Origin of the sequence: Veillonella parvula, assembly GCF_032577575.1 — a bacterium.
GTDB lineage: Bacteria > Bacillota > Negativicutes > Veillonellales > Veillonellaceae > Veillonella.
In genome coordinates, this window is sequence record NZ_JAWFVO010000001.1 from 142,084 (window position 1) to 154,523 (window position 12,440).

Below are 12,440 nucleotides of genomic sequence, written 5' to 3' on the forward strand. Positions count from 1 at the left end.
GAGTATGTATGAATAAAAATTTATTAAAACGTATTGTATTAACATCTGCTATTGCCGTATTAGGTGTAAGCACATCTTTTGCAGCTCTTGTTATGGAGCGAGATCAATCTGTAGATACAGCACCTAGCGTAGGTATGTATCGTTTCGAAGTACCTGTAGAGTTACAAGGAACTTATAATAGTGCAGGTGTAGCTAATCTGACAGCATCTATGGAAAAAGAACCTAATACATTGTCCATGAATGTGGCGCATGTAAAAGGTAATCCTTCGGAGTCTTATGTAGTTGAAATCTATAAAGATTTAGCTGCTATTGAAACACATCGCAAATCTGACCATTATCAAGCATTTGTTAATGAAGTCGGTTCTAAATTAACAAATCGTAAGATGTACGATGTACAGTCTGTACTTTTATTTGAAAAGAAAGATGCATTATCTATCGTAAATGATGGTAAGGCAGTGGTGACCTTAACTGAGTTTACTGTTGATAGCAATGAAATCGATACGGTACAACGACAATATCAACTCGATATGGAACGTGCCGTTCGTGATGATGCGGGTTATAAGGCTGGTTATGTGCTTCGTGAAAGAAATGCAAAAAATCGTTGGTACGTCATTCAAATCTATAGCGATCAAGAAGCCCTTACTAAACACTTGAACAGCCCAGGTTATCGTTTTATGATGAGCCAAATCCAAGGTAGTCTACAAGGGGTTACTACTAAAGTATTAGATGGGGATATCCTTGTAAACCATGGTGGTCAATCATTTGTTAGACCTTAGTTTTTGATATAATACTAATCAGTAAAGTTACTGCTAGCATATTATGTGCTAGCAGTTTTTTGCTATATAATAGGTTATAATCTAGTTAATTCTATTTAGGAGTTATATATGACACAACAAGAACGATTGCGCTATCTTTTAGAGGGATTAGTAGCCGAATATAAAGAGAAATATAACGAACATATAGATATTCCCGTAAGTGAAGAAGAACAATTTACTCTATTTAGAGCACTATGTAATATTCGTCCTGCAGGAGCTATGTCCGCAGAGTGGATGAAGATAGAGGATGAATATTTAAATACATTGGCTCATGAAAAAGGCATCGTTACGATTAACGATATGGAAGAGCGAGAACCTCAGATATATTTGTGGCAAGGGGATATAACACGTCTAGCGGTAAAGGCTATAGTCAATGCAGCTAATGAGCAGTTGCTCGGTTGTTTTCTACCGAATCACAAATGTATTGATAATGCCATTCATACTTTTGCTGGTATTGAGTTACGTATGGCCTGTGCTAGGATGACTGAGTATATGGATATGCCTGAAAAGACAGGTGTAGCTCGTATGACCTATGGTTTTAATTTACCTGCCAGTCATGTTATCCATACGGTAGGGCCTATTGTTTATGATACTGTTACAGACTTAGAAAAAGAACAATTGTCATCGTGCTATAGATCTTGCTTGGAGCTAGCTAATGCTTATAGTTTGAAGTCCATTGCATTTTGCTGCATTTCTACAGGTGAGTTTAGATTTCCTAATGAATTGGCGGCCCAAATTGCTATCGATACGGTACGTAGGTATTTAAAAGAAACAAATAGTAAAATCCAAGTGGTATTTAACGTATTTAAGGATATAGATTATGACATCTACAACAAATTATTGGGATAATATAGAACGTGTAAAAGATTTTTTGAATACAGCTGATGCGGTACTCGTAGGTATTGGGGCCGGTATGTCTACTGCAGCGGGTCTGACCTATAGTGGAGAACGTTTTCATAAATACTTCGATGACTTTCACAAAAAGTACGGTATCACAGATATGTATTCTGGTGGATTCTATTCATTTGAAAGCATGGAAGAATATTGGGCGTGGTGGAGCCGTCATATCTACTATAATCGCTATGATATTTCAGTAGGTGAACCTTATATTCGGTTGATGGAGTTGTTACAAAATAAGAATTACTTTGTGATTACCACTAATGTAGATCATCAAATGCAATTTGCTGGAGTGGATAAAAATAGATTTTATTACATGCAAGGTGATTATGGCTTGTGGCAATGCTTTGAGCCATGTCATCAAAAGACTTATGATAATGAAGAACAAGTGCGTCGTATGGTGAAAGAACAAAAGGATATGAAAATTCCCACAGAATTAATTCCTCACTGTCCTAGATGTGGCGAACTAATGACGATGAATTTACGTGTCGACGGTGCCTTTGTGCAAGACGAAGGTTGGTATGCAGCTCAAAAACGATATGCAAGTTTTATAGAGAATTATAAAGATAAGAAAACCGTATTGTTAGAACTTGGTGTTGGCTATAATACACCGATGATTATTAAATATCCATTTATGCGGGTGGCACATGACAATATAGACACACTATATGTACCAGTTAATATTGAAAAACGATCGATTCCATTTGATATTCAGCAAAATACAGTATTGTTTAATAATGACATACAAAAGGTATTGAATGATTTGTTATCTTAAGAAGGAGTTAATGTACTATGAACTATAAATATACCTATGAAAGTCCATTAGGGACAATGATTATGCTTGGTACATTATCATACTTAACAGATTTATTTTTTATTGATGAAGCTCATGCACCTAGTTATGATGATGCGGAGTATATAGAGCAACTAACAGGTCCATTTGAAGTAACAATTATGTGGCTAAATCAATACTTTAATGGTAAAAAGCCCTTTATTACACCGCCTATCCAGTTAGAAGGTACAGAGTTCCGTAAATCCGTATGGTCTATATTACAGACAATTCCTTATGGTGAAACTACAACATATGGAGATATTGGTAAACAAATTGCACAGCAACAAGGTAAAGAGAAATTTTCTGCTCAAGCCGTAGGAGGGGCTGTAGGGCATAATCCAATTTCTATCATCGTTCCTTGTCACCGTGTTATTGGTAGTAATGGCCAGTTAACAGGATATGCAGGGGGCATTGAACGCAAGAAATATATGCTAGACCTAGAGTCGGAGCATAAATAAAGTAATAGTAAATATAAAACATAGATAATAATAAAAGAGATTACTTCTATGTATAGTTAGACATATATAGAAGTAATCTTTTTTTGTGTTTAGATATATTTAGTTGTAATGTAAATAGATATCGTAATAATTAGAATATGAGCAAATACAATACTTTTACAATGTACTTATTTTAAATAAATTTGTTTTCTAAGGTACCAATACCGCTTATGGAAACTGTAACAATATCTTCTGGTTTTAACCAAGAATACTTACTTTCATTTTTACCTAATACTACACCACTAGGCGTACCTGTAAAGATAATGTCACCTTCTTGGAGTGTCATATATGTTGATAAGAAGGCAATAATGTTATAAGGCTTAAAAATCATTTGTTCTAGCTTTGCTTGTTGACGTATTTCACCATTTACTGTTGTCGTAATAGTAGCACTTTCAAAGTCAAAATCATCAGGAGATACAATATTAGGACCAATAGGAGCAAAGTGATCAAGCGATTTGCCAAGGATCCATTGAGAACCTCTAAACTGTAATGTACGGGCACATACGTCGTTACCAATGGTATAGCCTAAGATATGTTCCATTGCCTTTTCAGGAGATATGTTTTTACCAGATTTACCGATGATGATAACTAATTCTCCTTCATAATCGTAATGGAAAGTTTCGTCTTCAATAGTAATTGTATCATGATTACCTGCAAGAGCATTTGATGTTTTCATAAAGATTTCTGGAAAATCATGTGTAGCTAGACTAGTTTCAGCAATATGATCAGCGTAGTTAAGGCCGATACAAATGATACTTTTAGGATTAGGAATTAAAAAATTTTTATTTTCGTTCATAATAGGGACCTCTAGTAAAATAGGATAATGTATATCTGAAATTATTATAATATAAATAGGGCGGTAGCTATACTGTAAAAAACAATTTTTATATTCAACGATAGTATAGCTAGGGGCCTATTTGATAATATACATATCTATTAATATGTTACCTATATATAGATGATATATCTTAATAGATACTATATCTGTATATATAATTTATCATCTCTATAGAATCTATTGAAAATACAAGATGATAGTGATAAGATTAAGTGTATATCAATATAAATGGAGGTTATTATTATGAGCAAGAATATCGATTGGGATAATCTCGGTTTTGGTTATGTAGAAACCGACTACCGTTATTTGACTACATATAAAGATGGTAAATGGGACGAAGGTGGTCTAATTACTGATGCTAACGTTGTCCTTAATGAATGTGCTGGTGTATTCCAATACGCTCAAACTGTTTTTGAAGGTTTGAAAGCATACTATACAAAAGATGGTCACATCGTATGCTTCCGTCCAGATTTGAATGCAGAACGTTTGAATCAATCCTGTGAACGCCTTGTAATGCCTACATTACCTGAAGGTCGTTTCCTCGAAGCTGTAAAAGAAGTTGTAAAAGCAAATAAAGACTTTGTTCCTCCATATGGTCATGGTGCAAGCCTTTATATTCGTCCTTACATGATGGGTACAAACTCCGTTATCGGTGTAAAACCTGCTGATGAATATCAATTCCGTGTGTTTACAACACCAGTAGGCCCTTACTTTAAAGGTGGTGCTAAACCAATCAAAATTCGTATTACTGATTTTGACCGTGCAGCACCTCATGGTACTGGCCATATTAAAGCTGGTTTGAATTATGCTATGAGTTTGTATGCTATCACTGATGCTCATAATGAAGGCTATGCAGAAAATATGTATCTTGATGCGGCTACTCGTACACATGTAGAAGAAACTGGTGGTGCTAACTTCATCTTTATTACTAAAGATGGTAAATTAGTTACACCTAAATCTGATAGTATTTTGCCATCCATTACACGTCGTTCTTTGATGTATGTAGCAGAACACTACCTTGGTATGACTGTAGAACATCGTCCTGTTCATAAAGATGAATTAAAAGACTTTGCTGAAATTGGTCTTTGTGGTACAGCGGCTGTTATTTCTCCAGTAGGTCAAATCGATACTCCAGAAGGCACTATTAATGTTCCTGCTGGCATGGATGATATGGGTCCTGTGACGAAAAAATTATATGATACTTTACTCGGAATTCAACATTGTGAAATCGAAGCGCCTGAAGGCTGGGTAGTTAAAATTTGCTAATTATTTAACTATGCAAATATGATTTAATTATGCAAACATGAAAGTATATAAAAACGGCATCTACCGTATGATAGATGCCGTTTTTTATTCTGCTAAAGATATTAGTAAACTAATGATTTTGATTGATAAATATTCTAGCTATATTTAGTTAGCGTTTGCTCTACTATGCACTTTAGCCATAAATTTTTCGTTGTTAATGACAAAGCGTTCATGTGTACCACGACCGATAATACCAATGCCATCAGAAGCTTCGATATCGAATGTGATTTTGCGACCTTCTACGGCGCTTACAATAGCTTTTGCTGTTACTGTTGCACCAAGTGGAGTAGGGGCTTCATGGGTGATGGATAAAGCAATACCTACAGTGCCTTCACCTTCTTCTAAGTATGGTTGTACTGCTGCTTGAGCCGCTTCTTCCATTAAAGCGCACATGGCTGGTGTGGCAAAGACATCTAAAGAACCAGATTTCATTGTTTTAGCAATATTAGATTCTGTAACTGTTACAGTAGCCGTAGCTGTTTGACCTGCTGATACCATATTATACCTTCTTTCATTAAGAAAATTCTCGTTATAATAGTATTATACATCTTTCGATAATTTTTATGCTAATGTAATGATACATATTTTATAGATATATGTATACACCTCTAATGCTATATCGGTTATCAATTTTAAATATATTAAAAAAGCTATTCAAATTAAAGAAATGTAACTAGTTATAACTGTTCTATAGAATACGTGATATAATGAAGCTAGTCTTTTTTATACGAGGTATATATGAGTAAAAGAAATTTAAAACCTTCTGGTGAAGGTTGGGTACAGTTAATAGCAGGCATAGGTTTTATTGTTTTATTAATTATTATAAATATTGTAGATCCTACATTTTATCCGACCATGTGGCACTTAGCAACAAGTGGCTCTATGGAAGAGGTAGCGGAGTATATTCAAAGTTTTGGCCCTATGGCCATGTTGGTGAGTATGGTCCTCGATATTTTTGTTAACGCCGTAGGCTTTTTACCGTCAATTTTCATATCTACAGCTAATGGTTTAGTATTTGGTATGTGGCCAGGGATTATTATTTCTTGGTTGGCTGAAACAATTGGTGTAGTCATTAGCTTTTATATTATGCGTTACTTCTTACGTGATACAGCGGACAAGTTGATTGCTAAGAGTACGGTATTGATGAAAGTAGATGATTTTTCCGGTAAAAATGGTTTTGTGGTCATGTTATTTGCACGATCCTTACCGTATTTTCCATCTGGAGTCATTACCGCCTTAGGGGCCATTAGTAAAATCAAACCTAGAGATTATATATTGGCAAACTTGATTGGTAAATTTCCATCTACGGCTTTAGAAGTAGCTATTGGTACAGATATTGTAAATTTCCAAGAAAATATGGGACGATTAGGAATTATTGTTCTTGTTGCAGGTGTTGTATACTTCATTCTTTGGAAAGTATATAAGAACTATATTAATAAGAAAAATGCGGAACAAGAGCATGATCCTAATGCGTAATATAAAGTCTAATTAGGTAAGCCATTACAAAATAACTAATTAACTATAGGCTGCTTACGTTTTAATAATGTAATATTCTTAATTCTTGATGTTAGTAATATTTTCTACTTAGAAGTGTTTTCTACATAGTATATATGAAAGAGGCGATAGTATGAGCTTTTCTCTTCCTGAACGTGTAACCTTAAAAGGTCCTAATTTTATTCGTGAAGTATTTGAACGTGGTGTAGGCGTGGAAGGCTTTATTAGCTTTGGTATTGGTAATCCTGCGCCAGAAGCGATACCGGTAGAGGTCATCGAAAGGGCTTTTGATGAAGTTGTGCATTCTAATCCTATGAGCCTTTTACAATATGGTCCAATGCAAGGTGATGCACATTTAGCAGAACTTACGTTAGAACGTTTAGTACAAACTCATAAGATGAATTCGGAAGGACAAGGTCTCATTATTTCCAATGGTGCAGGTCAATTATTAGGTCTTGTACCAATTACAGTTTTAGAACCAGGCGATGAAGTGTATATGGATGAATTTACTTTCACCAGTGCTATTAACTCTGTGCGCAACATGGGCGGTAAAGCAATAGGTATTAAAACTGACGAGTACGGTATGATTCCGGGTGAGTTAGAAAAAGCGGCTCAATCTGGTAAAGGTAAATATATTTATCTAATTCCCAACTTCCAGAATCCAACAGGCATTACTATGCCTTTAGAGCGCCGTAAGGAGATTTATGCTATTGCATCTAAATATGATTTATTTATCTATGAAGATGATCCATATGGTGAAATTCGTTTCGCCGGAGAATATATTCCAACGTTCAAATCCTTCGACACAGAAGATCGTGTTCTGTATGCAGGTTCTTATTCTAAAACATTATCTGCAGGCTTGCGTGTAGGCTTCTTATTTGGCCCAACTAAAGTTATTGAAGCTATCCAAGCATTAAAAAATAATACGGCCGGTCAAATGCCATTAGTAACTCAAAAGGTGGTAGCGAAGGTTCTTGATACCATTGATTACGATGCTCATTTAGATAATGTACGAAAAGTATATAAAATGAAATGTGAAGCTTTACTTAACGCTTTTAAAAAGTATGCGAGTTCTAAAGTTCATTTGACACAACCTACAGGTGGTATGTTTGCATGGATGACGATGCCTGAGGATGTAGATTGTGATGTATTCTTTGAAACTTGTATGGACCGCAATGTTGGGATTATTAAATGTGGTGCCTTTGCAGCAGATGGAGCAGGAGCAGGTCATGCATTTCGTTTGAGCTATACGGTACCAACAGTAGAGGAAATTACAAAGGGGATGGAAATTCTCGGCGGGTTAACTAAAGAATTTTGTGGTGAGTAATATATTGATAATTTTTGATATAACGTGATACAATGTAGGCGTAGATACATTGTGTTTACCATATAAAAAAGTTTTTAATATAGATGTGAGGTATAGCCTCAAAGAAAGTAGGTGTTTACTATGGGTTGCGGTAGCAGCAGTGATTGTGGCGGATGCCCATCTCAATCTTCTGGTTGCGGTGGTGGCGCGTCTCAACAACCTCAAGATCTTACAGCTCAATTACACGAGCTTAGTTCTGTTAAACATGTAATTGGTGTAGTATCTGGCAAAGGTGGCGTAGGTAAATCCTCCGTTACCAGCTTGATGGCCATTACAATGGCGCGTAAAGGTTACAAAGTAGGTATCCTCGATGCGGATATTACAGGTCCTTCTATTCCTAAGATGTTTGGCATTAAGGAAAAGGCATATGCTGACGAAATCGGTATGTATCCTGTAAAATCCAAAGGCGGTATCGACGTTATGTCTGTTAACCTTCTTTTGGAAAACGATACAGATCCTGTTTTATGGCGTGGTCCTATTTTAGGCAATGTTGTAAAACAATTTTATACAGATGTTATTTGGAAAGATATCGATTATTTATTTGTTGATATGCCACCAGGAACAGGTGACGTTGCTATTACTGTATATCAATCCTTGAAATTGGACGGTATTATTATCGTTACATCTCCTCAAGACTTGGTATCCATGATTGTTGAAAAAGCAGTTAAAATGGCTGATTTAATGCAAGTACCTATTATTGGTGTGGTGGAAAACTACTCTTACTTCCATTGCCCAGATAACGGTAAGGATTATCAAATTTTCGGTGAAAGCCACATCGAAGAAATCCTTCAAAAATATGGTCTATTATTGTTGAACCGTTTACCAATTGATCCGACTATTGCAGACCTTTGTGATAAAGGTGATATTGAGTCTATCGAAAAAACAAATTTAGAGGACGTATCTCTACCTGAATAGGATTCATATGATGAAAGCTGTGCATACTTAGTAATGCACAGCTTTTTATCAAATCTTTTTATCGTGAAGTATATTATATTTATGGTAAGAAGCTAGAATTATATCTTTAATTCTCATACTACAGAAATACTGAACATAGTTAGTATAGATTTTTATTTTTCTTAAAATGATACCATAGGGGGTACTGGCATTTTATTGGATGAATGTTAATGTTTTTCTAAGTAGGAGGTATGTGTATGAAAAAACTATTGAACTGGATCATTCCGGCAGCCTTTGGTTTAGGTCTGTGGTTTGTTCCAACTCCAGAGGGATTAACTCCTCAGTCATGGCATTTATTTGCAATCTTTGTAGCTACTATCGTAGGCTTCATTACTCAGCCCTTACCGATTGGTGGTGTATCTATCGTTGTTATTACTGTTGCTGCATTGACAGGTACATTAAAGATTAGTGAAGGTATTTCAGGTTTTGCTAACTCTGCGATCTGGCTAATTGTAGGTGCTTTCTTATTCTCTCGTGGCTTTATTAAAACTGGTTTGGGTAAACGTATCGCTTATAATTTGATTTCTGCTTTTGGTAGTAGTTCCTTGCGTTTGGCCTATGCATTGGCTTTGTCTGATTTGATTTTAGCTCCCGCAACACCATCTAACACAGCTCGTGTAGGCGGTGTAATCATGCCAATTACAACTAGTTTAGCAAAAGCTTTTGGTTCTGAACCACAAGATGGACCTCGTAAAATCGGTTCTTTCTTGATGCAATCTATTTATCAAGTAAATACGATTACATCTGCTATGTTCCAAACATCCATGGCTGGTAATACATTGGTTGCTGCATTGGCACTTCAATCCTTTGGTATTGGTATTACTTGGGGTGACTGGGCTATGGCAGCTATCGTTCCTGGTATCATTGCATTGATTATTATGCCGTACTTTATTTACAAAGTGTATCCACCGGAAATTAAAGATGCTCGTGAAGCTCAACAAATGGTTCGCGAAGAGTTAAAAGGTCTTGGAAAGATGTCTTTCCAAGAATGGATAATGCTTGGCGTATTTATTTTAGCATTAGTTTTATGGGCTACGTCTCAATTCACAAAACTCGATGCTACAACTGTTGCATTCTTAGGTATTTCTATTTTACTTGCTACAGGCGTTCTAATTTGGGACGATGTTAAGAGTGAAAAAGGTGCTTGGGATACCTTGGTTTGGATGGGGACATTGATGGGCTTTGCCGGGTTCCTTTCTAAATTGGGCTTTATCAAATGGGCTACAGTTCAAGTTGGTGGTTATATTCCAGAAGGCTCTTGGGTAATTGCCTTTGTTGTAGCTGTTCTTGTTAATACATATGCTCACTATGTATTTGCATCTTTAACAGCGCATATTTCTGCAATGTTCGTAGCGTTCTCTGCAATCGCTATTTCTGCAGGTGCACCACCAATGTTGACATTGTTGATGATCGCATTCACATCTAACTTGTGTATGTCTTTGACTCACTATGCTGCAGGTCCATCTCCAGTAATCTATAATACTGGGTATGTTCCTCAAAATACATGGTGGAAACTTGGTTTCTTCACATCTGTAATCAACTTAATTATCTTCATGGGTCTTGGCTCTGTATGGATGAAGTTGATTGGTATGTGGTAAAATCCAGTACTGACAATTTTATAGGATTGTAATGCATGCACTTTAATTTTTTTTAGACTTAGTGTACTATGCATTTACATCGTATATAAAAAGCCGTCCCGATAGGGGCGGCTTTTTGTGATAAAATATGAGTAGTTAATAGATAATTAATGTAAATATTGTAAAATAATATACATAAAAAATTATTCAAGCTAATTGTACAAATTTTATATGATTTGTGCATAGGAGGGACCTATGAAGTTTGATAATGAACAATTATTAAAGTATATTGGCGCTTGTACATCTCCGTATCACACAGTAGATACGAGTTTACAAATGCTTTTGGACTTAGGATTTACAGAGCTCAGTTTAGAAGATGAGTGGCAGTTAGACTCTGGTTCTTATGTAGTTAACGTGTTCGGCACCACCTTATTTGCATTTCATATAGGAAAGAAACCAGAACATACATTACGTATTGCGTCGGCTCATACAGATTTTCCTGCTATTCGTGTTAAACCAAACCCTATAACCTCTGTGAAAGGATACACAAAGTTAAATGTAGAAATGTATGGCGGTCTTATAGAAAATACATGGCTTGATCGTCCATTAGGTGCAGCAGGTACGGTTGTGTTAAAAGGGAAAAATGCCTTTGACGTAGATTCTGTTCTAGTCGATACAAAACGGCCTATCGCAATTGTTCCAAATCTAGCCATTCATATGAATCGTTCTGTTAATGATGGGGTTAAACTAAATCGTCAAAAAGAAATGCTTCCTATATTGATGATGGAACGTAATAATGAAGATAATCCTACAAAACTTTTAAATAATAGAAATAATCCAAGTTTATTCCCAGAATCAGATACTCAATACGATGAGTGGACAAAGTTTTTAGCTGATGAAGTAGATTGCGATCCTTCCGAAATATTATCTTATGAAATGACGTTATATCCTACGGAACAAGGCTGTGTACTCGGTACGGAATGTGATTTTATTAGCTCACCTCGTTTAGATAATTTAACATCTTGCTTTGGTGTATTATCTGGTATTATTCAAGCTCGAAAAACGAATGTCAATGGTGTTCGTTGTGCTATACTCTTTGATAACGAAGAGGTGGGCAGTCGTACAAAACAAGGTGGGGCCGGTATGATATTACCAAATCTCATTAAACGCGTGTATGACGCATTAGGATATTCTAATCAAGAGATGGACAGGTTTATTTCTAAAGGTTTTATGATTTCCTCCGATGTAGCTCACGGATTACATCCAAACTATCCAGAGAAAAATGATATTACGAATATTCCTGTACTTAATAAAGGGTTATCCCTCAAGATTGCATGTAGCCAATCTTACGCCGGAGATGCTAAGGCCATTGCTATCGTTAAAGGCCTTTGTGAAGAAGCGGATGCACAGTATCAGATTTATGTAAATCGTTCGGATATTCCAGGTGGATCTACTGTAGGTTCAATTTCATCAGCTATGTTACCAATGCGTACTATTGATGTAGGCGTGCCTCTTTTAGCAATGCATTCAGCTAGAGAATTGATGGGGTCAGCTGATCAAGAGCAATTAAATCGATTAATGAATCACTTTTTAGGTGGTAAATAATATAAAAATGGAATTTATTCGATGTGCATTATTGAAAGACATATGATTTTTTGTAATGAACAGTAAAAAATATATTTTATACTTTCATAATTGGTATAATCCTTTAAATATAATGAAAATATTGTATAATAAGTATATATTATTATGAATATAAAACCTTATCATAAATTTTGATGAGGCTTTCCGCAATATTGATTTATCTATAAGTATAGGAAATATTCATATATTAATAAAAATGAAAGCTGATAGTTCACATTTGT

At 35.6% G+C, this 12,440-nt stretch carries 12 protein-coding genes; 10 read left to right on the plus strand and 2 right to left on the minus strand.

Going from position 1 to position 12,440, the window contains the following annotated elements; translation table 11 throughout:
* Nucleotides 1–8 precede the first annotated feature (8 nt).
* The 4 genes from E7K77_RS00650 to E7K77_RS00665 all read left to right on the plus strand — a co-directional run bounded on the left by E7K77_RS00650 (nucleotide 9) and on the right by E7K77_RS00665 (nucleotide 3,002).
* Nucleotides 9–776, plus strand: coding sequence for a putative quinol monooxygenase (locus E7K77_RS00650; RefSeq protein ID WP_118091498.1), 768 nt, complete (start codon nucleotides 9–11; stop codon nucleotides 774–776).
* Between the two features lie 108 nt (nucleotides 777–884).
* A complete protein-coding gene (locus E7K77_RS00655; protein WP_060919708.1) occupies nucleotides 885–1,664 on the plus strand; it encodes a protein-ADP-ribose hydrolase in 780 nt (259 codons plus the stop codon).
* Complete coding sequence (locus E7K77_RS00660; RefSeq protein WP_227036852.1) at nucleotides 1,636–2,487, plus strand: SIR2 family NAD-dependent protein deacylase; 852 nt, start codon at nucleotides 1,636–1,638, stop codon at nucleotides 2,485–2,487. The genes E7K77_RS00655 and E7K77_RS00660 overlap by 29 nt, the downstream gene beginning before the upstream one ends.
* 17 nt (nucleotides 2,488–2,504) lie before the next feature.
* Complete coding sequence (locus E7K77_RS00665) at nucleotides 2,505–3,002, plus strand: methylated-DNA--[protein]-cysteine S-methyltransferase (protein ID WP_195394927.1); 498 nt, start codon at nucleotides 2,505–2,507, stop codon at nucleotides 3,000–3,002.
* A 172-nt stretch (nucleotides 3,003–3,174) separates the two neighbouring features.
* On the opposite strand, the gene E7K77_RS00670 is transcribed toward E7K77_RS00665, so the two are convergent.
* Nucleotides 3,175–3,837, minus strand: a complete 663-nt coding sequence (locus E7K77_RS00670) for a fumarylacetoacetate hydrolase family protein (RefSeq protein WP_325305838.1) — start codon at nucleotides 3,835–3,837, stop codon at nucleotides 3,175–3,177.
* Nucleotides 3,838–4,122: 285 nt separating this feature from the next.
* Here E7K77_RS00670 and E7K77_RS00675 point away from each other — a divergent pair, with 285 nt between their 5' ends.
* Nucleotides 4,123–5,145 (plus strand): branched-chain amino acid aminotransferase, encoded by a 1,023-nt coding sequence (locus E7K77_RS00675; protein ID WP_278470091.1) that lies wholly within the window; start codon nucleotides 4,123–4,125, stop codon nucleotides 5,143–5,145.
* Between the two features lie 144 nt (nucleotides 5,146–5,289).
* On the opposite strand, the gene E7K77_RS00680 is transcribed toward E7K77_RS00675, so the two are convergent.
* Nucleotides 5,290–5,682 carry a thioesterase family protein gene (locus E7K77_RS00680; RefSeq protein ID WP_004692969.1) on the minus strand — a complete coding sequence of 131 codons (393 nt, stop codon included), beginning with the start codon at nucleotides 5,680–5,682 and terminating at the stop codon, nucleotides 5,290–5,292.
* Between the two features lie 240 nt (nucleotides 5,683–5,922).
* On the opposite strand from E7K77_RS00680, the gene E7K77_RS00685 reads away from it, so the two are divergent.
* The 5 genes from E7K77_RS00685 (at nucleotide 5,923) to E7K77_RS00705 (ending at nucleotide 12,180) form a co-directional block, all read left to right on the plus strand.
* Nucleotides 5,923–6,660, plus strand: coding sequence for a TVP38/TMEM64 family protein (locus tag E7K77_RS00685; RefSeq protein ID WP_004692970.1), 738 nt, complete (start codon nucleotides 5,923–5,925; stop codon nucleotides 6,658–6,660).
* 151 nt (nucleotides 6,661–6,811) lie between these two features.
* On the plus strand, nucleotides 6,812–8,005 hold the full coding sequence (locus E7K77_RS00690) for an aminotransferase-like domain-containing protein (protein ID WP_008600722.1): 1,194 nt from the start codon (nucleotides 6,812–6,814) through the stop codon (nucleotides 8,003–8,005).
* Between the two features lie 120 nt (nucleotides 8,006–8,125).
* Nucleotides 8,126–8,959, plus strand: coding sequence for an Mrp/NBP35 family ATP-binding protein (locus E7K77_RS00695; RefSeq protein WP_287511225.1), 834 nt, complete (start codon nucleotides 8,126–8,128; stop codon nucleotides 8,957–8,959).
* Between the two features lie 236 nt (nucleotides 8,960–9,195).
* On the plus strand, nucleotides 9,196–10,596 hold the full coding sequence (locus E7K77_RS00700) for an anion permease (RefSeq protein ID WP_004692973.1): 1,401 nt from the start codon (nucleotides 9,196–9,198) through the stop codon (nucleotides 10,594–10,596).
* Between the two features lie 234 nt (nucleotides 10,597–10,830).
* A complete protein-coding gene (locus E7K77_RS00705) occupies nucleotides 10,831–12,180 on the plus strand; it encodes a M18 family aminopeptidase (protein WP_325305841.1) in 1,350 nt (449 codons plus the stop codon).
* Nucleotides 12,181–12,440 lie beyond the last annotated feature (260 nt).

Coding starts and splice junctions, on each gene's coding strand:
- E7K77_RS00650 (WP_118091498.1), top strand. CDS start 9: ATGAATAAAAATTTATTAAAACGTATTGTATTAACATCTGCTATTGCC.
- E7K77_RS00655 (WP_060919708.1), top strand. CDS start 885: ATGACACAACAAGAACGATTGCGCTATCTTTTAGAGGGATTAGTAGCC.
- E7K77_RS00660 (WP_227036852.1), top strand. CDS start 1,636: ATGACATCTACAACAAATTATTGGGATAATATAGAACGTGTAAAAGAT.
- E7K77_RS00665 (WP_195394927.1), top strand. CDS start 2,505: ATGAACTATAAATATACCTATGAAAGTCCATTAGGGACAATGATTATG.
- E7K77_RS00670 (WP_325305838.1), bottom strand. CDS start 3,837: ATGAACGAAAATAAAAATTTTTTAATTCCTAATCCTAAAAGTATCATT.
- E7K77_RS00675 (WP_278470091.1), top strand. CDS start 4,123: ATGAGCAAGAATATCGATTGGGATAATCTCGGTTTTGGTTATGTAGAA.
- E7K77_RS00680 (WP_004692969.1), bottom strand. CDS start 5,682: ATGGTATCAGCAGGTCAAACAGCTACGGCTACTGTAACAGTTACAGAA.
- E7K77_RS00685 (WP_004692970.1), top strand. CDS start 5,923: ATGAGTAAAAGAAATTTAAAACCTTCTGGTGAAGGTTGGGTACAGTTA.
- E7K77_RS00690 (WP_008600722.1), top strand. CDS start 6,812: ATGAGCTTTTCTCTTCCTGAACGTGTAACCTTAAAAGGTCCTAATTTT.
- E7K77_RS00695 (WP_287511225.1), top strand. CDS start 8,126: ATGGGTTGCGGTAGCAGCAGTGATTGTGGCGGATGCCCATCTCAATCT.
- E7K77_RS00700 (WP_004692973.1), top strand. CDS start 9,196: ATGAAAAAACTATTGAACTGGATCATTCCGGCAGCCTTTGGTTTAGGT.
- E7K77_RS00705 (WP_325305841.1), top strand. CDS start 10,831: ATGAAGTTTGATAATGAACAATTATTAAAGTATATTGGCGCTTGTACA.